Genomic DNA, 22,326 nt, shown 5'->3' on the forward strand with positions numbered 1-22,326 from the left:
CTGCCTTCACCTCAAATGCTTATTCCGACTTCTTCCACAATTCTTCGTACTTCTTAACAATAGTTTCCGCATTAAAGCCGAAGTGTTCAATGATGTCTGGACCCTTACCACTCAATCCGAAGGTATCGATCCCAATGTTGGCACCCTTTAAGCCGGTGTACTTACCCCAGCCAAAGGTACTGTCCATTTCAATCGAGATCCGCTTGTCAACCTTTGGTGGCAAGACAGAGTTCTTGTAGTCTTCACTCTGTTGGTCGAAGAGTTCGACACTTGGAATGGAAACCACGGAAACATCGTATTGCTTTTCCCGTAAGGCGGTTTGGGCCTTCAATGCTAATTGAACTTCGGAACCAGTGGCCATCAAAATACCATCTGAGTCTTCGTTCTTAGCTGGCGAAACCACGTAGCCCCCACGAGCAACGTCTTCTGGACGTGTTTGTTCCAGCAGAGGTAACCCTTGACGAGAAAGAACCAGAACCGTTGGCTTGTCGGTAGTGTTGGCAATCGTTTGCCATGCCCCTAACATTTCGTGAGCATCGGCAGGACGAATGACATTCACATTTGGAATAGCCCGTAAACCAGCCAATTGTTCGATTGGTTCATGAGTTGGGCCATCTTCACCAACGGCAATCGTATCATGCGTGAAGATGAAGGTAACTGGGAGTCCTTGTAAGGCAGCTAAACGAATAGCAGCCTTCATGTAGTCGGAGAAGGTGAAGAAGGTTGACCCGTATACACGAGAACCACCATGTAAAGTCATCCCGTTCAAGGCAGTGGCTTCACCGAATTCACGAACACCAAACCAAACATTATCGTTGGCTGGTTCGTCAGGGTTAAAGCGACCTTCGTTCTTCAACTGGGTCTTGTTACTTGAGAACAAGTCGGCAGCACCACCCCAGAAGTTCGGATTGTACTTGGAGATTTGTTGCATCAATTCTGAGTTGCTGACACGAGTGGCAACTTCCTTACCAATCGTCTCATCGCTCAACTTAACTTGGCTCATATCCAACTTAGGCCCTACTTCAGGCGTAAAGTCAGCAGCCAACTTAGGTTCGTTACGTTGGTAATTCGTGTAGAGTTCTGTCCAGTCATGATGAGCGGACGTCCCACGTTCTTCAATACCCTGCTTGAACTGGGCATAAGCGTCTTCAGAAACGGAGAATGGGGTCTGACTCCAGTGATAGAATTCCTTCGTCTTTTTGACGTTTTCGGCACCTAGAGCGGAACCGTGAACTTTGTTCGTCCCGGCTTCTGGTGAACCATGACCAATTTCGGTCTTAACTTCAATGATCGTTGGTTGTGCTGAACGCTTAGCTTCGTTGATGGCGTTGTTGATGGCTGCTAAGTCTTCCCCGTCTTCGACGAAGAGATAGTTCCAGCCAGCACCCTTGAAGCGGTAGCTTTGCGTTTCCACAGAACCATTAGCCAACGGTCCATCCAACGTAATGTCATTTGAATCGTAGAGCACGATTAACTTGTTCAGTTTTTCTTTACCAGCGATGTTGATGGCTTCTTGACTGATACCTTCCATCAAGTCCCCATCACCAACGATTGAATACGTCCAGTGATCGATTAAGTCGTAATCTGCCGTGTTGTACTTAGCTGCTAAATGCTTTTCAGCTAAGGCCATCCCGACAGCCATTCCGATCCCTTGGCCCAGTGGCCCAGTCGTTGCGTCAACACCTGGGGTGTGACCATATTCAGGATGTCCTGGCGTTAATGAACCCATCTGCCGAAATTGCTTTAAGTCATCCATCTTAACCGCATACCCACTCATGTGAAGTAAGCTGTAAAGTAAGGCTGACCCATGACCAGCTGAAAGAACAAACCGGTCACGGTTGATCCAGTTAGGACGCTTAGGATCAGTCGTCATGTGGTAATTCCATAAAACATAAGCCATTGGAGCAGCATCTAAACACAAGCCTGGGTGCCCTGACTTAGCCTTTTCAATCATATCCACACTTAACATTCTTAAAGTATTAACAGCTAATTCGTCTTTCTCTGTGAAGTTCGCTTGGACTTCGCTTACGCCTGTCTTTGTCATTAACGATTACTCCTTATCCTTGGACTAAAATTTTAAAAAATGATTCTCTAGATTTAACCTTCGGCCTTAGCCTTCTTGTTGCTCTTGAGGAAGAAAGACCAAATAATAACAACAATTGTAAAGCCGATGATACCGGCGATAACAGCAGCTTCACCGTAGTGACCCAAGTTACCAAGTAAGATACCTGGTACCAAGTAGTCGGTATCGGCGAAAGTTGAAGCAGCCATCTTCAAACCACCCAGAACAGGCAGAATCAATAATGGTAACCAACTAATCAACAAACTGTTAACGGCAGAACCAATGATGGCCCCACGACGTCCACCGGTAGCGTTCCCGTAAATCCCAGCGGCACCCCCACAGAAGAAGTGACCAACAACACCAGGGATAATAACGGTTGACCCCATAGCGATCATCCCGAACATACTCAAAGTCCCGACGATAAAGCTGACGAAGAAACCAATCAGCAAAGCGTTAGGTGCGTATGGGAAGATGATAGGAACATCCAAGGCTGGCTTGGCATTTGGAACCAACTTCGTTGCGATCCCTTGGAAGGCTGGCACAATTTCACCTAAGATCATCCGAACACCGGCTAAAACAACGTAGAAACCAGCGGCGAAAGTCCCGGCTTGAGTCAATGCGTAAATTAAGTAGTTAGTGCCTGAGCTCAACTTCGTTTCAACGAAATGTGGACCTGAAACTAAAGCTAATACTAAGTAAACAATAGCCATAACCAATGTAATAGAAACGGTTGAGTCCCGTAAGAAGCTTAAGCCCTTAGGAACATTGATGTCTTCAGTAGACTTCTTGGAGTTACCGAACCACTTACCCATCAAACCGGCAGTTGCATAACCAATGTTACCCGTGTGCCCCATGGCAACGGCGTCACCACCAGTAATCTTACGCATAAATGGTTGACACAATGCTGGCGTAACAGTTAACAAAGTCCCTTCAAACAACCCACCTAAGAGAATCGTGGTTGCACCGGCCTTCATCCCAGTAGAAATCAGGATAACGGCAGTTAAACAAGAAACATAAAGCATTGCTTGACCCGTTAAGAAGATGTACTTGAACTTCGTGAAACGTGCCAACAGAACGTTGACAATCATCCCAACGAACATGATCAAAGCGGTCGTGGTCCCATACTGTTGTAACGCAATGGCCACAACGGCTTCGTTAGAAGGAACAACCCCTTGAACGTGTAAGGCGAACTTAAACATAGAAGCGAATGGTGCCAATGAATTTGATAAGATACCGGCACCACCGGTCAGGACCAAGAACCCAACGAAGGTCTTAACAGTCCCTTCCATAATCTTAGTTCCTGGCTTCTTTTGAAGTGCCAACCCTAGACATGCAATCAACCCAACTAGGATGGCAGGTGTACTAACGATAGAAACAATAAAATTAATAACTGCTTGCATAATTGCTATTCCTCCAATCTAACGTTAAAAACACTAGTCGTGCTTGATGCCTTCTCTGTCTAATAAGACATTGAGCTTTTCTTGTAATTCATCCTTGTCGATGATGCTCTTTAAGACAAAGACCTTTTCTTTGGGCATGTCTGAAGCTTGTTCAGCCAAGTCGTTCCCTAAGAAGAAGTAATCAGCGGCATTAACGTTCATGCTACCAGTATCAAAGTGGGTAACTTCAATGTTATCCGTGTCGACGTTTTCTGCTTTGAGAACAGCGTCGATGTTCATTTGAATCATGAAACTGGAACCTAAACCTGATTGGCAAACTGCTGCGATTTTCATTATTTTTCCACTCCTCTGAATTCATTAACCAACTCTTCGACAGTTGTTGCTTTTTCCATTCTGGCGAAACTATCCGCATCTTGAAGCTTCATTACTAATTCTTGTAGCGCTTCCAAATGTTTGGTGTTATCACTAGCAGCCAGAACGAAGAATAATGTAATGGGATGGTCGGCACTAACCAAGTCGATCGCTGGATCAACTTTCATGAGTGCCATCGACATTTCATTCACACCATTCTCGGGACGAGCATGTGCTAAAGCAATGTGGGGTCCGATATTGATAAATGGACCGTTCTTTTCGACAACATTAATCATGGCATCAACGTACGATTGTTCAACCTTCCCTGTAGTTAACAACGGCGCTGCTGCCTGCTTAATTGCCTCCTTCCAATCTAGGTGACCAGCCTGTCTTACCTGGACAGTCTGGGGCGTCAATAAAGTTTCTAACATTCTAATCAACCTCCGCTTCTAAAGACAACTACACCTTAACTTGTTCTGGAAGCGGTTCCAAGTGCAGTCAATGCACTCTTATAGAGTGCAGAAAGTGAACCTTTATACCTTTTTCTGCATTATACGACTGGCTAAATTAATTAGCTGTTAATCAATAAACCCTTGCCACTAGGCGGTTTATAATGAGAAATGTTGTTTGCGAATTCATCGTAATTTAATCATAAACCCATCGAATATACAGAACTACCTGTTTTTCGTCCATAACAATGGACAGAAGTTAAGGTGGCCAACCTCGCCAGATCAAGTCAGATCAAGTCAGATCAAAAGTAGTGTAAAACAGAGAGCCTGCAACAAACACGACAGTCTCTCTGTTTTACGCTACTGATTATCTATAGCGAAGGCTCAGTCTAGTTCAACTAATCCCCGACCTATTCCTTCAAAAGATTTACAATTTCATCGACCGTCGTCGCTTGCTTTACGGCGTACAAAGTCTCATCATTGCTGAGTTTCTGGATCATCTTAGTTAGTAGGGTGCTGTGGCCCTGATCAGACGCCAGCTCGTCAGGTTCCGCAAATAACAGAACTAATCGAACGGGGGCGTCATCAATACTCTTCCAAGCAATTGGTGTTTGGAGAGTCGCAATGGCTACGGTAGGATAGGCAACTGCCTGGCTTCCATGGGGAACGGCCACCTCATTGCCAATTCCGGTCATTCCCAACATTTCACGATATTCAACATCATCCAGAAAGTCTGCTTCATTCGTAATGGCTTGTGATTGCAACAACCAGTGTGTCATTTCCTGCAGAACTGCCTCGCGATCGGAACATTCAAGATGTAGTGAAATATTATTTGGATTAATCGTACTCATTAAGTCCATGCCTACCGTCCTTTCTAGTTCAAAACCTCCAAGAGATTTAGAAACCAGCTGAGACAAACTTACTTATTCCATAACATTTCAAAGTGCTTAACAATATTATCTACCGTAAAGCCAAAGTGCTTCTGAACGGCCGGACCATTGCCGCTGGCACCGAAGGTATCGATTCCAACACTGGTCCCGTCTAAGCCAACATACTTGCCCCAGCCAAACGTACTTTCAGCCTCAATGGAGATCCGCCGCTTGATGTCACTTGGCAAGACGGATTCACGATAATCCTTAGACTGCTTATCAAAGAGTTCCATACTTGGCATTGAAACAACCGAGATGTCGTAAGAACGCTTAGTCAAGGCTTCCTTAGCAGCTAAAGCCAATGGCACTTCAGACCCAGTCGCAATCAGAATGGCATCTGGATTACTGGTCTTAGCCGGTGAAAGCACGTAAGCCCCTTTGGAAACATCAGCATCAACCGTTTCCTTCAGCACCGGCAACTTTTGCCGCGAAAGAACCAGGACACTTGGCGCCTGAGTTTCTTCAGCAATGAACTTCCAAGCACTCAGAACTTCATTGGCATCGGCTGGCCGAATAACATTAACATTGGGCATCGACCGTAAGGCTGCCAGCTGTTCCACGGGTTCGTGGGTTGGCCCATCTTCCCCAACGGCAATTGAATCGTGAGTAAAGACATAGGTCACTGGTAAGCTCTGTAACGCTGACGAGCGCACAGCCGACTTCATGTAGTCGGAGAAGGTAAAGAACGTACTCCCAAAGACCCGACTACCCCCATGCAAGGCAATCCCGTTCAGTGCAGCGGCCATCCCAAATTCACGAACCCCAAACCAAATATTCTTGTTCTGTGGGTTTAGTGGCGAGAAGCGTCCGCTATCTGCTAATTGTGTTTTATTGCTTGAAGACAAGTCAGCTGCCCCGCCCCAGAAATTAAGGTTGTGGTCACTGATCTGTTGCAAAATATCCGAGCTGGCAACTCGGGTCGCAATCTCATCGCCCACCTTGTAAGATGAGGTGACCTGATCTAGATTGAGCTTTTCACGTGGGTCAGCAGAGAAGTCTTTAGCCAAGGCATCCTTGTCACTGAAGTCACGGTAGTCTGCTTCCCAGTCATTGTAGGCTTGAATTCCACGACTCTGCAGGTTTTTCTGGAACTGTTCGTAGACCGCATTTTCAATTTCAAATGGCGCATCGGTATAGTGTAGTGCCTTCCGGGTAGCAGCAATGTTTTCATCACCCAATGCAGACCCGTGGACTTTGTTAGTGCCGGCCTGTGGCGAACCATAGCCGATCACCGTCTTAACTTCAATTAACGTTGGCTTGTCGGTCTTCTTTGCTTGATCGATAGCTTCGTTAATGGCGGCTAAGTCTTCCCCGTTAGACACTGAGAGATAGTCCCAACCAGCGGCCTGAACCCGTTGCCCAGCATTTTCCACGGATTCATTGTTCAGTGGCCCATCCAACGTCACGTCATTTGAGTCATAGAGCACAATCAGCTTACCCAGCTTCTCTTTCCCGGCAATGTTGATGGCTTCCTGACTGATCCCTTCCATCAAGTCCCCATCACCAACGATGGAGTAGGTGTAGTGATCAATCAAGCGATAGTTACGGTTGTAGACGGCAGCCATATGCTTTTCAGCGATCGCCATCCCGACGGCCATACTGATCCCTTGACCTAAAGGCCCCGTCGTCGCATCAACACCAACGGTCTTCCCAAACTCTGGGTGGCCAGGCGTCTTCGATCCGAGTTGCCGGAACTGCTTTAATTCACTCATTGGTAAATCATACCCACTCAGGTGTAAGAGGCTGTAAAGCAGGGCCGACCCATGCCCTGCTGACAGGACAAACCGGTCACGGTTAATCCAGTCGGGATGCTTAGGATCGACGTTCATTTGGTAATTCCACAGCACATAAGCCATGGGCGCCGCATCCAAACAGATGCCTGGGTGGCCAGACGTGGCCTTTTGAATCATATCGACACTCAGCATTCTCAGGGTGTTAACCGCTAGTTCGTCTGTTTCATCAAATTTTTTAGTCGAAATATCTTCTGCGTTAATCATTGATCTTCCTCCGTTTTCATTGGCGACCTAAAAGAGCCTAATAATCGGTAATTGAAAGCGCTTGCATTAACGGCAGAAATAACCTATACTGTTTTTAGCAGAAAACCGTATTCGTTTATTAATGCCAAGAAGTCTTCCCGTTAAGGAAGGCTTCTTTGTTATGCTTATGGCTTCCCTCGAAAGAGGTTTGAAAATCTCGCTCTCGGGTAGATACAACGAACGATGATATAGACACTGACGAAGAACATCCCAATCCAACTAAACATGAACCCGGTGGTCTTCTGTGCCGCGGTTAACCCGAAGAACCCAATTATGAGGTAGAGGATAAACAGCGTGCAGACGGTGATAATTAACCCGCGAATGAACTTGCCGACACCATGATTACTTGTATTTGTTTGCTTCATCAGTCATCATTCCTTTACATTAAGCTTTTTGTGTTTGGGAAACGTTCTTGCGAATGTCACTGGTTAAACCGGTTAAGTTCAAGGTTTCAACGTATTGACGTAATGGATCCTTGATGCGGTCGATCACGTAACGTTGACCATCAATGTTGTTTTCGGATAAGTTAGCGTATAACTTTGCAACTTCAGCCTTAACTTCAGGTTCATTGTAAACGTAGTGACCAGCAACGTCCAAGATGATTTGGTATAAGTCAGGACGGTTCAAAGCTTGGTCGACAGTCAACTTATCATCGTCGCCTTCCATCCACTTAGTCCAACGACCGTTGCGGATAGCCTTGTCCAAGAGAACCTTGTATAAGTTTGATGGGTTCTCAACTAAACCATGCTTGACCAGTTGTTGTTCAACTTCGGTTAAGTGAATCAAGGCGTGGGTTTCAGCAGTCCCATATTGTGGGGCAACGTTGCAAGCCGTGATGTGTGCTGGTTGGTGCAAGAGCAAGGTAACATCGTCCAAGTAGTCAGCGTTGTGTTCCTTCAAACCAACACCATACTTCTTAGCCATCGTCCCTAATTCAACGGCATTTTCAAAGTTCCATTCACCGGCTTGGACACCGATACGAGTTAACGTCCCCGTTTGTCCAACAATCAAGGTTGGCATTGGCAAATTACGCTTGTCGAGTTCACCCTTCAAACGTTGGATAAAGTTTTCGTACTTAGCAGTCGTGGTTAACCCACCGTTGGTTTCTTCAGTCCCAACTTCGTAACCGATTTCTGGTAAATTACGCTTCTTACGTTCAGTTTCACAGTATTCAATCAACTCAACGGTCCAGTCGATAACGTTGTCTAAGTTAACAACTTTCCCGATTTGGAATGGGTCCTTGGTCGGGTCAATCATCAGTAAGTCAAATCCGGCTTCAATATCAGCTAAGTAGGATTCCTTGGCGAGCTTCATGGCTTCGTCAAACTTCAAGTGGCTGTTCCGTTCCTTATCACGCTGCCATGGACCACCGTGGTCACGGCATAAGTAGTAAAGACCATTGAAACCAACAGCATCGGCAACCTTCTTGATGTCGGCGCTGAACCGGGTTTGATCCCAGCCATTGACATAGCCCCCACCGAGGTCATCTTTATCAACTTGGTTACGGCTAGCGATGAACATCAATGGGAAGTCATCGTCTTTGGCTAATTCGAAACTAGCACGCAATAAGTTTGGTGACATTGGGCCGATACCCAGCAACGTTGCGTAACGTCCTTGATCTTGTAACTTCAACATAGTACTGATTGATTGCTTGATCGAAACCTTTTCACTCATAATATGTTTGCCTCCAATAAATTTGCTTTTCTGTCTAAGCCATCTTTGATAGCTTGTTCATCAATGCGTCGGCTTTTTCAATGATCTGAGTCGTCGTTAACTGAACCACTTTCTTTCCCTTGAAACGTTCAGTTCCCCGGATACTGGTATCGGTGGAGAGAACCACGAAGTCAGCTGCGGAAATTTGACCGCTGGTTAACTCGTCATCCACCCCGCTGGTGCCTTGGGTTTCAATGTGAACTTCAATATCTTTTTCCTTGCCAGCCTTTTGTAACGCTTCGGCTGCCATATACGTGTGGGCAACCCCACTAGGACAAGATGTCACACCAACAATTTTCATAATGCCATCTCCTGTAAATTAGAATTGTTGAATATCGAAATCAATGTCGTCATCGTCAGCTTCTGCCTTTTCTTCCGCCGGCGTTTCCGCAACGTACGGTTTCTTAGCAAATCCGACAATCAATGCGACTACCGCTGAACCAAGGGCAACGGCGGCAATGTATCCCCAGCGGTTATCCACCACTGGTAAGACGATAAGTCCGCCCCAAGGTGCATGGTTCAAACACCCAAACATGAATCCTGATAAACAAGCGACTGCGGCACCAATCGTGTTAGCTGGAATAACCCGCAGTGGATCCGCCGTAGCGAATGGAATAGCACCTTCGGTAATTCCCATGGTTCCCATCAATAAAGCGGCAATCCCGGCATCACGATCTTCAGGACTAAACTTCTTCTTGAAGATTAACGTGGCAATCCCTAAGCCAATTGGCGGCGTTGCACCGGCGGCACCAACACCACCCATCAGGAATGGTAAGGTATCCACTTGGGTTTGGGCGAAGGTATAGGCAACCTTGTTAATTGGGCCACCCATATCGACCCCGACCATGGCACCCAGAACCGCTCCAAGTGGCGCTTTGGCGGCGCCACTCAAACTATTCAGGAAGTGCGTCAGGAACGTCATGAAGTTAGCGATTGGCGCCCCAATCAGGAAGACCATGATCCCACTGGCGATTAGCGTTCCTCCTAATGGGTAAAGGAAGATAGTCGTTAATGTCCGATAGTTATTAGGAACTTTGATTTTCTTTAAGTACTTAACGGCGAATCCGGCCATGATACCTCCGATAATCCCACCGATAAACCCGGCATGAATCTGGGTCGCTAAGTATGCGGTAATGAAACCAGGTGCTAAACCAGGACGGTCTGCCATACTGAAGGCGATGTAACCACCTAGAGCGGGGATAAACAATGCCAACCCGGCGGAACCAATTGAAGCTAATTTTCCAAGGTTCCCTGTGGTCGGAACTGATGGTTTCCCACTCAGCATTACGGCAAGGGCGAAGATAATACCACCAGCAACAACGAAGGGAATCATGTACCCGGTCGCGGTCATCAAGTGCTTTTGCGCTGGTGCCCACCAACTCTGCTTTTTCTTGCTTGCATTTTCAGCCATGTTATTCACTCCTGTGAGGGTTTTGACTAGCCATTAGCAAATCCCGAACTTCTGTTTCAGATGTGCTCCGGAGTTTGTCTCGGAAGTCATCATGCATCAGTAACCGTGAAAGATTTGCTAAGATTTTAAGATGCGTATTTTCTTTTCCACCATAAGGTACGGCAATCAGAAAAATAAAATCGGCTTTCTTTCCATCATTCCACTCCACTGGGTGGGTTAGTTTTCCAATTCCGATTGTAGCGTCCTTAACGTAATCACTCTGAGAATGTGGTAGCCCAAATCCAAAACCAATATAAGTAGGTAATTCCGCTTCCCGAGCAAAGACATCGGCTTGAAACTTTTCTCTATCCAATAACTTACCAGCTGCGTCTAGTTTAGTAATTACGGCTTTAATGGCTTCTGCTTTAGAATCAGCCTCGATATCAAACGCCGTAACGACGTCAACAAAATTAGCGACATTGTTCATCCCTGTTCACCTCGTTCCTTTCTACAAGAACAATGATAGCGCTTACACGGAAATGCAAAAAGGCAAGTTGATTCACCTGAAAAGTGCAAAAATTGGACAGGCTCACTCTTTTCTAATCTTCACAGAATGGTATGCTATTGGTATCGTTTACATTAAGGAGGTACAACTGTTGATCGTTATTAGTCATAAAAAAAGAATCAATTTACTTGCGACATATTTCATTGAACACGACTACATTAATATCAAAGACATTGAAATGGAGTTCAAGATCTCCAGAAGAAGTGCCTTCTACTGGATTACGAGTTTTAACAAGCAACTCGATGAAATGCAACTTGATCGCATCGCCAAACTCGCGCAAAGTCAGTACTTCTTGCCACCAGAGACCAAGGAAGCTCTTCGGCATTACGACAACCTTGAGGAAGACGATTACCCCATTGCCTATTCGAATAAATACTCACGACGCGACCTCATTATTTGGTTTCTCATTCAAAACAAGGACCACGTTTCGCTGACAAAACTTGCAAAATATTTTCGGGTTTCAAAAAACACCGTAATCAATGATTTTCAGGGTATCCGCGAACATTTACCCGAACAATTTGAAATTATCAATGCTAAAAATGGTAAGCGGTTGGTCGGTAATGAAAGAGAAAAGCGGTTATGGGTCTGTGAACAAGTTGGCTTGCATAATAATCCATTGATTATTAACGAGATGCATGGGGCTCATTACCGTTACCTGATTGGAGAACTCATTACCCTACAACGCGCAAGCAGAGTGATCTTCAGTGACAACTCTCTCGAGTTACTTGCCACCTTTCTATCGTGGTGTTTGAAGCGAATTCAGCTCAATCCCACATTGACCCTGACTAGTTCCCCAGATCACGTGACGCCCGGCGACAAGGTCGTCAACGACTGGATCACTAACCTCATGGCACACTACGAGATCCCCGTCTCAATCGACGAAGTCACCTTCTTCCGCGATATCATTTATAGTGCGCAAACCAAGAGCGTGGCTCACTGGGCATTCACGGAGAATTTCCCTGCCGACATCTTAGTTAATGAAATTATCACACGCTTCAATAGCATCTCTGGTGCCGAGGTGAGCACGCCTAACCTCAGAAATGGCCTGAAAGCTCACCTGATTACAACCTACCAGCGAGTCATGGCCGGAATTCCTTATCGCGCAGCTAACCTAGACGATATCAAGCGGGATTACCACGAGCTCCTGACTTTAACCAGCTACGCCGTTCAGCCGTTCGAAGACTATATGCACAAGACCTTATCGCGCGATGAGTTAGCCCTCTTAACAACCTACTTTGGCGGTCAAACCAACTATCTTAGTAACACCGCCACCTTTAACCCCAACGTCGATGTCTTTCTCATTTGTTCCAGCGGCGTGGGGACGTCCTACTTTCTACAGCAAACCTTGAAGCGCAAGTATAGTCAGATTAGATTCTCTCACCCCTTGAGTCTAAGAGAATTCAATCGGCTCGAACCACTGGTCCATGCCAAACTTATCATTTCAACAATTGGCTTAGAAACCACGCAAGATACCCCCAAGCTCACGGTTCAAAGTATTCCTACGGATAACGACTTCGCCCAGATCGACAAGGCCCTTCATAAGGTCGGGCTCTTGGGCACCCTGGACGCCACCAAAATGACGAATGATATCATGGATATTATTTCTAACGATGTCATGATTCCAAATCCCCGAGCACTTTCACGTAAGTTACAGGCCTACTTTAGTGGCGACACTGCCGCAAACGACCCCCAAGATCCCGCAGACAGTACTCGACGGCCACCCATTCAAGAACTTCTAACGCCGGATCATATCCATGTCACCTCGCGGGTCTTAACTTGGAAACAAGCGATTCAACGATCTTTTCTCCCGCTCCTGAGTGGTGGCTACGTCGACAAGAGTTACGTTACCGAAATTATTCGTAAACTAGAAAAGAACGGTCCCTTTATGATCGTCAAAGGCGGGGTTCTACTTGCTCACTCCGCCCCCTCCAGCAAGATTCACAAACTGGGGATGTCACTCTTAGAGCTACAACACCCGGTCAAAATGGCTGACAAAACCATCACGACCATCATTTGCCTGGCACCTAAGCGAGAAAAACAACATTTGAAAGCACTTAGCGACCTGCTTAACATTCTCGAAGATGACGACAAGTATCAAACTCTGATTCGCTCAGAACGAAAATCTGAACTCGTTAATTTAATGGCGGAAGCCTAACAAAAACAACCGTGATCCTTCGAGTCAATTCTCGATAGGATCACGGTTGTTTTATTCTATTTAACTGTCCCCGACCGAAATACCGGTAGCAGAATCTCATCAATCATGGCAACTTGAGCGTCAACGGTCAATTGCCGTTGACCAATCACTTCATTAATCAGCAACACTCCCGGAAGCGTCACTACTCGTTCCGGCAAATCGGCACTGGCGATTTCACCTCTAGCCGCGGCCCGGTCCAGCATCGGTTGGATGAGTTCCTTCACCGTATGGCTGGTATTGGCTTTACCCATGAGTTGCCCCAAATCCAGTTTATCCAGCCGATCGGCTAAGATCCCCCGTAACGTTCCCGTTCGCAGCTTTGCCAGCACGGCCGCCATCTGACCGAAGAGATCGAGCAGATCGCCACGAAGGCTCCCGGTATCCACTCCCTGGTAGCTGGGCATCTCACCAAACTTACTCAGCGCAGCAATCACCAGTCGGGCCTTATCCGGCCAACGCCGGTACAGGACCGTCTTAGTCGTCGCGGCTGCGGCCGCTACGCCCTCAATGGTTAGGTCACGATATCCCTTAGCCTGTAATTGATCCCAAGCCGCCGTTAAAATCGCCGCTTCAAGTTCGGCGCCACGACGTCGTTTCTTCTTTTCCGCCATAATCGACTTGCTCTCCCTTGTTTTTTGGTTAAAAGGCGTGTACCATCTTTAAATATAAGATACGGCCGTATCTAATTTGAAATGTAGGTGACCATCATGAATTCACAAACTTCAACTAAAAGAATCATTCAAGTCGCGCTATTCCTGGTCGTTGGGGCCATTGCTCCACTTCTCGATACCACCATGACCAACGTTGCTCTAGACACCATTATGAAGTCGTTAAACGTTTCCGTCAACGCCATTCAGTGGATCACCACGAGCTACGTTCTCGCCATGGGCATCGCCGTCCCGGTCGCTGGTTGGGCCAGCAACTGGTTCAATGGTAAGCACCTCTACCTGTGGGCCTTGGTGGTTTTTCTTCTGGGGTCCATCGTCTCCAGCTGGGCCACTACGTTGCCACTGCTAATTATCGGCCGCATCATTCAAGGTGCCGCGGCCGGGTTCATCGTCCCCTTGATTACCACCCTCATCGTTCAGGTTGCCGGGGGCAACAGTCTCGGTAAGCTCATGGCAATTGTGGGCATGCCTGCCGTTCTGATTCCTATCTTAGGTCCCACGGTTGGGGGCTATTTGATTCAAACGCTGAACTGGCACTGGATCTTCTTGATTAATATTCCTTTGGTTCTAATCTCTCTGTTTCTCTTAGCTTGGAAGATGCCGAGTTTCCCGGCCGTCCGCCGTGGCAAGCATCTCGACATCCCCAGTCTCGGCCTATTAGCCGGCCTCTTCACCTCCGCTATCATCGGGATCACACGTTTCAGTACCGGTGATAGCTTCACATCTTTGAAGGTTCTCACGCCCCTGTTACTGGCGTTGGCCTTCCTGATCGGCTACATTCTCTACGCCACTTTCCTGCCGCAAAAGGCCTTAGTCAGTCTCAAGCTCTTCAAGTCGCCAACCTTCGACGCCTCTGCCATCATTCTGATGCTTTCAGGTATCGCAGTTAATGGGGCCATGTTCCTTCTGCCACTCTATCTTCAGAACAGTCGGGGACTAAGTGTCGTCTGGTCTGGGACCTACCTGATCGCGCAAGGAATTGGGTTACTCGTCGTGCGGGGCCAGATTGGTAAACTCACCGACAGTATCGGCGCTCGCTGGGTCGTCTTGGCTGCCATTGCCATTGCAATCGTGGGAACCTTACCCTTCGTCTTCTTTACCGCTAAGACCAGCACCTGGCTGGTTCTGGTGACCCTCTTCGTCCGCGGGATCGGCCAAGGTGGGCTGACAATTCCGGTCATGGCCGACAGCTACACCGGGGTGCCGCAAACCTTAGTCGCTGAGGCCACCACGGCCACCCGGATGCTTCAAAACATTGGTGGGGCCATGGGAACCGCGGTCCTCGCCACCATCATTCAGCACGAATTACCTAAGGTTGGCCTGACCGCAGCCTACCAGACCGCCTTTCTGTGGTCGGTGGGTTTCATCGCCGCAACTGCTATCCCGGCTTGGTTCCTGAGTCACCGCAGGCTTGCCAAATAACTAAAAAGAGCACGCAAGACGATCATTTTTCACGATCGTCTCGCGTGCTTTGGCCATTACTGTTGATTATAGATAAGTTTCAAACTCTTCACGTCACTCGACGCCAGCTTCGTTTGTCCGTGAGTCAGGGGATACATCACCGAATGCTTGGACTTGCTGTGCGCTAACCCCAACGCGTGCCCTAGTTCGTGGACCGCAACATCGTCGTTGAAAGCCGCATCGTAGTCGCCGTTGAGGCTGGCCTCTGCGTGATTGACGGTCTTCGTGCCGAGAAAATCGGTGGTCTGAATGATCTTGGGTCCCCCGTGACCTAGCTCCACCATTTCAGCATGCCGCTTCCTCTTCTTATGATAGATGGCAAAGGTAATCCGATTGTGCCCTGCTCCGGACCAACCAGAGTTGGGAACCAGGTGAACGGTCCCCGTCTGATTATAAATGCTAACGGCATCGGCAAACGCTTGCTTTCCCCCGGCCGGCATGTCATCACTGAATTTGTAATAGTAGGTTTTCGACAAATCCATTCCCTGGACGATATCCACGACCGGCGTATCGGTCTTGGGTACGTCGAGCGAAGAAGCCTTCGTGGTCACTCGCTTTCGTTGTTGAAAGGGCATCTCTGCGCGAGCATGATCGACGGCTGCCGACAACTGTGGAAACTGACCGCTACGATACCCAAGTCCCACTAACAAAGCCCCTACTAAAACTACTAATACAATCGCGCGTCCCCAACGCATCTCCTCGTCCCCCATCGTTTTCCTTTAATGGTTTAGTTATACCACACCCGCACAATCAATCATAGGGTAAAAAGAAGCCGTGGCCCCCAAGTGGGTCACGGCTTCCAACGTCTCATTTCAACTTGTTCTGGTTAATCGACAGAGATGAAAAGGGTCGAGATTCCAACAATTTTTCGGATAATCTAATTTTACCAAGAAAAATCGACCGATCACACCTTCTGTCGCGTCAGCCATTCTTCACGCAGACACCCATACTTCACGGAATCCCAGTACTGGTCCTGCCAATACCGTACCTGGCGCACCCGCGCCTCTTCCTTAAGACCCAGCCGAGTGGCTAACCGACACATGCGCTCATTCCCCGACCAGGTTGTCAGACCAATGTGTGGCAGGTCCGTCTGCGTCCACAGCCAGTCCAGCCACTGAGTCAGGGCTTGCCGTCCAATCCCCCGATGCCACTCATCTGCGCGATAGATAACAATGCCGACATCCAGCCAGCGCTGTAAGGTCCCATCCTCAAAGTTGTAGGAAACCATTCCCATCATCTGGCCATCCACCCAAATCACCTGACGTTCCGGGTGACCAATGAACTTCTCCGCAGCAATCTTCTCGATAAAGACTGATCGACTCGGCAATTCATCTCGAAAATACGGCCCATTCCACTTCGTCCATTCAGCCTGCGGATTACTATAAGCCAGTTCCCAGAAGTCTAACACTTCTGCCGTTGCTAACGGCTTAATCTCTACTCACATGCCACTCACCTCACTTTTTTCTCAGTATAGCAGGTGCTCTACTAGTAGGCAGAAAAAATGAATTTCAATTTCTTAACATCAAATACTGGTGGTCAGTTCGAGACACCGCTTCTGTTTGGTGGCCGATATAATCATTCTGTAGCTATTGAACCATCCACCCTAGCTGGAGGAGGTCAGGGATGGAGCCGGCCGTGACGGTGATGTTAGACCGAGTGGCTTTCTCGGCCTTACATCACGGGCGACTTTGAAGACGCACGTTCTTCGCGGCTTCAAATCGAGCGAGAAGCCCACAGGGCTGAAGCGTCCCCACAGCAGGCGGAATCCCTGACAGCCGCAGGCGGTCAATTTAACGCAGCCATTGTTAAACAAAAAAAGAGCCCACATTCAACAAAGAATGCAGGCTCTCGGTCCCATCAATCGTAATTGATGATGACCTTTTTAATCAAGTTTTACTTGAGAGGCTTCCATTGCCAAGCGTTAACTTCTGGCAAGTCAGTCCCGACTTCACGGATGTAAGCCGTGTGCTTAGCAACCATGTCGTCCATACGTTGTGCAAAGTAAGCACCCTTTACGGCGTAGCTAGGAATGTCGTCAACGGCTTCCTTAGCTAAGTGGTAACGGTCCATGTGGTTCAGGACACGCATGTCAAATGGCGTCGTGATATCCCCGTTTTCACGGTAACCATGAACGTGTAAGTTGTGGTTGTGACGGTCGAAGAAGATGTCCTTAACCAATCCTTCAAAGCCATGGAAGGCAAAGACAACTGGCTTGTCGGTCGTGAACAGACGATCGAACTCTTCATCGGAAATCCCACGAGGGTCAATCTTAGGAGAACGCAACTTCAACAGGTCAACAACGTTGATGAAGCGAATCTTCATTTCTGGGAATTCGTCATGCAATAATGAAATTGCGGCTAATGATTCCCAAGTTGGTTCAGTACCAGCTGCGGCGAAGACGACATCAGGTTCTTGACCTTGGTCAGTCGAAGCCCAGTCAATGTAGCCCAAACCATTGTGAACCAGGTTAGTGGCTTCATCAATGGAGAACCATTGTGGACGTGGGTGCTTGGACGTGACGATCAAGTTGATCTTTTGACGACTCCGGAAGGCCACGTCACCAACGGCTAACAAGGTGTTAGCATCGGCTGGCAGGTATTCACGGATGAATTCAGGCTTCTTTTCAGCTAAATGAGTCAGCATACCTGGATCTTGGTGGGTGTACCCGTTGTGGTCTTGCTGGAAGACAGTTGACGTATCAACGAAGTTCAAGGATGGGTAATCATGACGCCAGTCTTGTTCCGTTGCCTTACGTAACCACTTCATGTGTTGCGTCAACATGGAGTCAACGACACGGCCGAAGGATTCGTAAGTGGCGAAGAAACCATGACGACCAGTCAGAACATAACCTTCCAACCAACCTTCAGCTTGGTGTTCGGAGAGTTGTGAGTCAATGACCCGGCCCTCGTGAGCCATGTTTTCATCATTTGGTTCGTGGATACCTTCCATCCATTGACGCTTACCATAGTCCAGCATAGCGTAAAGCCGGTTAGACTTGGATTCGTCAGGACCAAAGGCACGGAAGTTCGTTGGGTTCAACTTCATGGTATCAGCCAGGTATTGTGACCAAACCAACATGTCTTGCGCAATCGTCTTCCCGTGTTCAGTCGTATCCACGGCGTACTTCTTGTAGTCAGGTAACTTCAATGGTTCTGGCTTGATCCCACCATTAGTGATAGGGTTCATGGCCATCCGTTGATCGCCCTTAGGAGCCATGTCGCGGACTTCTTGCTTAACAGAACCGTCTTCATTGAAGAGTTCTTCTGGCTTGTAAGACTTCATCCAGTTGATCAACATGTCCTTGTGTTCCATGTCGCCAGCGGCAACAGGAATTGGCACTTGGTGAGCACGGAATGAGCCTTCGATTGGGTTGCCATCTAAGTCTTCCTTAGGACCAGTCCAGCCCTTAGGGGAACGGAAGATGATCATTGGCCAGTTAGGTAAGGAGTCATCGTTGTTTTCACGGGCATTCTTTTGAATAGCCTTGATCTTTTCAATGGATTCGTCCATGACCTTAGCCATGTCCTTGTGAACCCGCATGAAGTCAGTGTCACCGGCTTCAATTTCAACAAAGTGAGGATCCCAGCCCATACCTTCGAAGTACTTCGTTAAGTCTTCGTCGGACATCCGTGACAGGATAGTTGGGTTAGAAATCTTGAACCCGTTCATGTTGATGATTGGTAATACAGCACCATCTTTGATTGGGTTGATAAATTTGTCAGAGAACCATGAAGCGGCCAATGGACCAGTTTCAGATTCCCCATCACCAATTTCTACAGCGGCGATCACGTCTGGATTATCTAAGATAGCACCAGTCCCGTGTGACAAGCTGTAACCAAGTTCCCCACCTTCGTGGATAGAACCTGGGGTTTCAGGTGCAGCGTGAGAAGCAACCCCACCTGGGAAGGAGAATTGTTTGAACAAGCGCTTCATACCCTCTTCATCTTGAGAGATGTTAGGGTAGATTTCACTGTAGCTACCATCAAGATATGAGTTCGAAACCATAACTTGACCACCGTGACCTGAACCTTCGATATAGAACATGTTCAAATCATACTTTAAGATAGCTCGGTTTAAATGAGCATAAATAAAGTTTTGAGAAACAATCGTCCCCCAGTGACCAATAGGCTTGATCTTAACGTCGTCAGATGTTAAGTCACGCTTCAATAATGGATTGTCACGCAGGAATAACTGACCAACGGACAGGTAGTTCGCTGCACGGAAGTACTTGTCAACGCCTTCCAAGTAAGACTTGGAGTCGAATTTTGCATCTGCTGCCATGTAATTAACACTCCTTCTTTGAAATCGTAACTGCATAATCTAGTTGATAGATAGTTGTAAAACTACCCTCGGTAATGTTTACCCGGAGGCTTTTTTACAACTCCATCATAGCTTCTTTTATGGAAAAGTCAACCTTTACGCAAATTGGATCGTATCAATTTCTAGGCAGCTCAATCCCCCTAACCACGCGGATAACGACCCCTCACCCGATTGGATCAAGCCGCGATCACGACACTTTTTATATAAATATTTTCTTATTATTCGGTAAATAAAAACTAGACCAATTTCAAAGCTTGTCTACCATCATTGGTGACATTGGCTAGACCAATTGGATATAAAAAAGACGGCCACCGCTGGGTAGTCGTCTTGAAAGACTTATTCTTCGTCCAATGAAACGAACGTGTTGTAATTCAAATATTTGTAGTGCAACCGCATGTTGGAAACTTCGAACGGCGTCCCGTCATCCAAGAAGAAAATTCCTTCCATGATGCCTACGGGTTCCACCGGCTTCAGGTTCAGCAATTCCTGGTCTTCTACCGTCGACGGCTGCGCCTGAATCGACATGAAGGACTTGGTAACCACTTTTCCTTGGCCTTCCAAATAATTAAAGATGGAATCCGCCACCGTCTTTTGTGACAGGTTCGGCGCAATCTTAATGGGAATATACCCCGTTTCAATCATAAACGGCTGATCGTTAAATAACCGTAACCGCTTAATCTCGTAAACAAAATCACCCTCCGCCAGGAACAAGTCCTGTTGGATTTCCTTGCTGGCCGGTACCACGTCAAACTTCAGAAGCCGGATTCCAGGCGTCGATCCGGCAGCCTTCATACTGTCGGTAATCCCCAAATTTGACCCTTCATATTGAAAAATCGATTGGTTTTTCATATATAATGGATTAATGAAGGTCCCCGCACCACGCTTCTTGAAGATGATGCCCTGGGTAGCGAGCACACTGAGCGCCCGTTTAACCGAACTACGGCTAACCCCATAAGATTCGCTCAGGCTCCGTTCGTCTGGCAACCGCTTATTGGGGAATTCATTTTGATGGATTCGTTGTTTTAAGTCCCGCATCACGCGTCGATAGACTAAATCTGCCATGATATCTCCTCATAACTCTTCAACTAGACTTCTACAGGTATCGAGTATACCAGGTTTTTCAAGTGCTGTCTGCTTTTTAGCAAAAAACAACCGATCCAGTTTAAGGTAAAGTGCGATCCAATTTATAAAAATACTTATCATTGTCCCCCGATCGCTGGCACAAAAGCGGTTTCTACCAGTGTTTCTAATTGAAACTTGGCGCCATTTACGCTAGTGTATATTCTATGACAACGGGTTCACTCGGAAGTTACCAGTAACCGCGGCCATCATACGGCAAAATGCGGATGGCGGCAACTAGAAGGAACCTAGACTATTTTAACCATGAAAGGTGACCCACATGTCAAAGAAGAAAAAGGGTAAACGTCTCCACAAGACGCTCGTCGAACAGATTCTCGATAAAAATAAAATTGCCTATAAACAAGTTGAATTTGCCACCCACATCCAAGGCGACGTCGCCCAGATGGACGTGGACCACGCCGACATCGATGAACACCACATCTACAAGACATTGGTGCTCAGTGGCAACGTCACCGGCCCCGTCGTGGGCGTTCTCCCCATCGACGAACACCTCGACGAAAAGAAGCTCGCCAAGGCCTCCGGTAATAAAAAAGTTAATATGGTGCCGCTAAAGGACCTGGTCAAGACCACCGGATACGAACACGGGGCCAACACCCCCGTTGGGATTTGGGAAAAGAATCAGTTTCCCATCTACCTCGACAATACCGCCCAGGAACAGGGCCAGATTCTGGTCTCATCCGGGCAAATCGGCCGATCCGTGGAACTCGATGCTACTGACCTGGCCGGGCTGGTGCACGGCACCTTCACCGACCTGCTGGAATAGCCGATGGTAACTGACCTCCCACTCATCTTCAAGAACCTGGGGATTTCCGGCCTCGACCTCGTGGCCATCCCCTTCTTCTTAATCACGATTCTCACCTACCTGAATCGCAATACCAAGCAGCATCTAGCCGGCGGTTTCGGCATGATCAGTCAACTCTATTTGGGATTCATTGGGATTTTTCTCCATGAATTAAGTCACCTACTGACGGCGATCTTCTTTGGCCACCGCATCGTGGCCTTCCGCCTCTTAAAACGGCCACATCCCGATCAACCAGGCGTGACCGGAGATTCCGACATGACACTGGGCTACGTGAACCACACCTGGAATCGCCGGAACTGGTACCAAACGATGGGCAACCTCTTTATCGGGATCGCCCCCATCTTCGGTTGTGCCCTGGCCTTGTTTGGCCTCACGGCACTACTGCTCCCGGGCGTGTGCCATGGACTCCTAACGCTCATGGCCGATCCCTTTAACCTCGATTGGTCGGGCTTCGGTCAACCCGTTGGTGCCAACTGGTGGCGCTGGCTCCTGATGATCGTCCTGTCTCTCAATATCAGTATCGGTGGCTTCGACCTCAGTAATGCCGACTTCGCCAACTCTAAGATTGGCGTGATCAGCTTCATCATGGCGGTGACCGCCGTTACGGTCCTCCTGACCATGGCAAACGCGGCCACGGGGTACCTGCGTGCCATTACGGCCCTAGCCATCTGGTTGGTGCTAATCCTAGGGTATGCGCTGACGATCTCGCTATTGACTAATCTAGTGGTCCGGCTGATCCTGCGACGCTGAATTTCAATTAAACTAGTTCGAGGCTGTGACATAAGTCTCCAAAATGAAAGCTGGTTGAGAGGAATCTTCGGATTTCTCCCGACCAGCTTTTTGGTA

At 47.8% G+C, this 22,326-nt stretch carries 20 protein-coding genes; 4 read left to right on the forward strand and 16 right to left on the reverse strand.

What is annotated here, in order from left to right; all coding sequences use genetic code 11:
• Positions 1 to 19: 19 nt before the first annotated feature.
• From tkt (EKM70_RS06765) to EKM70_RS06815, 11 genes are all read right to left on the reverse strand, one after another.
• A complete protein-coding gene (tkt, locus tag EKM70_RS06765) occupies positions 20 to 2,044 on the reverse strand; it encodes a transketolase (protein WP_125546409.1) in 2,025 nt (674 codons plus the stop codon).
• A gap of 53 nt (positions 2,045 to 2,097) precedes the next feature.
• Positions 2,098 to 3,462, reverse strand: coding sequence for a PTS ascorbate transporter subunit IIC (locus tag EKM70_RS06770; RefSeq protein ID WP_125546411.1), 1,365 nt, complete (start codon positions 3,460 to 3,462; stop codon positions 2,098 to 2,100).
• Positions 3,463 to 3,495: 33 nt separating this feature from the next.
• Positions 3,496 to 3,795, reverse strand: a complete 300-nt coding sequence (locus EKM70_RS06775) for a PTS sugar transporter subunit IIB (protein ID WP_125546413.1) — start codon at positions 3,793 to 3,795, stop codon at positions 3,496 to 3,498.
• A complete protein-coding gene (locus tag EKM70_RS06780) occupies positions 3,795 to 4,244 on the reverse strand; it encodes a PTS sugar transporter subunit IIA (protein ID WP_125546415.1) in 450 nt (149 codons plus the stop codon). The genes EKM70_RS06775 and EKM70_RS06780 overlap by 1 nt, the downstream gene beginning before the upstream one ends.
• A 428-nt stretch (positions 4,245 to 4,672) precedes the next feature.
• The gene (locus EKM70_RS06785) at positions 4,673 to 5,122 is read right to left on the reverse strand and encodes a PTS sugar transporter subunit IIA (protein ID WP_125546417.1); all 450 of its coding nucleotides are present in this window, start codon (positions 5,120 to 5,122) and stop codon (positions 4,673 to 4,675) included.
• Positions 5,123 to 5,181: 59 nt separating this feature from the next.
• On the reverse strand, positions 5,182 to 7,188 hold the full coding sequence (tkt, locus tag EKM70_RS06790) for a transketolase (RefSeq protein ID WP_125546419.1): 2,007 nt from the start codon (positions 7,186 to 7,188) through the stop codon (positions 5,182 to 5,184).
• Positions 7,189 to 7,352: 164 nt separating this feature from the next.
• A complete protein-coding gene (locus tag EKM70_RS06795; RefSeq protein ID WP_125546421.1) occupies positions 7,353 to 7,592 on the reverse strand; it encodes a hypothetical protein in 240 nt (79 codons plus the stop codon).
• Between the two features lie 19 nt (positions 7,593 to 7,611).
• Positions 7,612 to 8,901: a class II D-tagatose-bisphosphate aldolase non-catalytic subunit gene (locus tag EKM70_RS06800; RefSeq protein WP_125546423.1), complete on the reverse strand. Its 1,290-nt coding sequence runs from the start codon at positions 8,899 to 8,901 to the stop codon at positions 7,612 to 7,614.
• A 34-nt stretch (positions 8,902 to 8,935) separates the two neighbouring features.
• Positions 8,936 to 9,241, reverse strand: a complete 306-nt coding sequence (locus EKM70_RS06805) for a PTS fructose transporter subunit IIB (RefSeq protein WP_057879020.1) — start codon at positions 9,239 to 9,241, stop codon at positions 8,936 to 8,938.
• A gap of 18 nt (positions 9,242 to 9,259) precedes the next feature.
• Positions 9,260 to 10,351, reverse strand: coding sequence for a PTS fructose transporter subunit EIIC (locus tag EKM70_RS06810; RefSeq protein ID WP_125546425.1), 1,092 nt, complete (start codon positions 10,349 to 10,351; stop codon positions 9,260 to 9,262).
• A gap of 1 nt (position 10,352) precedes the next feature.
• Positions 10,353 to 10,817, reverse strand: a complete 465-nt coding sequence (locus tag EKM70_RS06815) for a PTS sugar transporter subunit IIA (protein ID WP_125546427.1) — start codon at positions 10,815 to 10,817, stop codon at positions 10,353 to 10,355.
• A gap of 169 nt (positions 10,818 to 10,986) precedes the next feature.
• On the opposite strand from EKM70_RS06815, the gene EKM70_RS06820 reads away from it, so the two are divergent.
• Positions 10,987 to 13,050, forward strand: a complete 2,064-nt coding sequence (locus tag EKM70_RS06820; protein WP_164506343.1) for a BglG family transcription antiterminator — start codon at positions 10,987 to 10,989, stop codon at positions 13,048 to 13,050.
• A 56-nt stretch (positions 13,051 to 13,106) separates the two neighbouring features.
• Here the strand turns inward: EKM70_RS06820 and EKM70_RS06825 are convergent, their stop codons facing one another.
• Positions 13,107 to 13,700 (reverse strand): TetR/AcrR family transcriptional regulator, encoded by a 594-nt coding sequence (locus EKM70_RS06825; protein ID WP_125546431.1) that lies wholly within the window; start codon positions 13,698 to 13,700, stop codon positions 13,107 to 13,109.
• A 96-nt stretch (positions 13,701 to 13,796) separates the two neighbouring features.
• On the opposite strand from EKM70_RS06825, the gene EKM70_RS06830 reads away from it, so the two are divergent.
• Positions 13,797 to 15,179: an MDR family MFS transporter gene (locus EKM70_RS06830; RefSeq protein WP_125546433.1), complete on the forward strand. Its 1,383-nt coding sequence runs from the start codon at positions 13,797 to 13,799 to the stop codon at positions 15,177 to 15,179.
• Between the two features lie 56 nt (positions 15,180 to 15,235).
• Here EKM70_RS06830 and EKM70_RS06835 read toward each other — a convergent pair whose 3' ends face one another.
• From EKM70_RS06835 to EKM70_RS06850, 4 genes are all read right to left on the reverse strand, one after another.
• Complete coding sequence (locus EKM70_RS06835; protein WP_125546435.1) at positions 15,236 to 15,913, reverse strand: matrixin family metalloprotease; 678 nt, start codon at positions 15,911 to 15,913, stop codon at positions 15,236 to 15,238.
• A gap of 209 nt (positions 15,914 to 16,122) precedes the next feature.
• Positions 16,123 to 16,626 (reverse strand): GNAT family N-acetyltransferase, encoded by a 504-nt coding sequence (locus EKM70_RS06840; protein WP_404819861.1) that lies wholly within the window; start codon positions 16,624 to 16,626, stop codon positions 16,123 to 16,125.
• A 485-nt stretch (positions 16,627 to 17,111) separates the two neighbouring features.
• Positions 17,112 to 19,499 (reverse strand): phosphoketolase family protein, encoded by a 2,388-nt coding sequence (locus EKM70_RS06845; protein ID WP_125546437.1) that lies wholly within the window; start codon positions 19,497 to 19,499, stop codon positions 17,112 to 17,114.
• A gap of 375 nt (positions 19,500 to 19,874) precedes the next feature.
• Positions 19,875 to 20,600, reverse strand: coding sequence for a GntR family transcriptional regulator (locus tag EKM70_RS06850; protein WP_125546438.1), 726 nt, complete (start codon positions 20,598 to 20,600; stop codon positions 19,875 to 19,877).
• A gap of 337 nt (positions 20,601 to 20,937) precedes the next feature.
• Here EKM70_RS06850 and ybaK point away from each other — a divergent pair, with 337 nt between their 5' ends.
• Together ybaK and EKM70_RS06860 are read left to right on the forward strand one after the other, a co-directional pair.
• Complete coding sequence (gene ybaK, locus EKM70_RS06855; RefSeq protein ID WP_125546440.1) at positions 20,938 to 21,441, forward strand: Cys-tRNA(Pro) deacylase; 504 nt, start codon at positions 20,938 to 20,940, stop codon at positions 21,439 to 21,441.
• 3 nt (positions 21,442 to 21,444) lie between these two features.
• A complete protein-coding gene (locus EKM70_RS06860) occupies positions 21,445 to 22,230 on the forward strand; it encodes a hypothetical protein (RefSeq protein WP_125546442.1) in 786 nt (261 codons plus the stop codon).
• Positions 22,231 to 22,326 lie beyond the last annotated feature (96 nt).

This window comes from Levilactobacillus lindianensis (assembly GCF_003946095.1).
In the GTDB taxonomy this organism is placed as follows: domain Bacteria; phylum Bacillota; class Bacilli; order Lactobacillales; family Lactobacillaceae; genus Levilactobacillus; species Levilactobacillus lindianensis.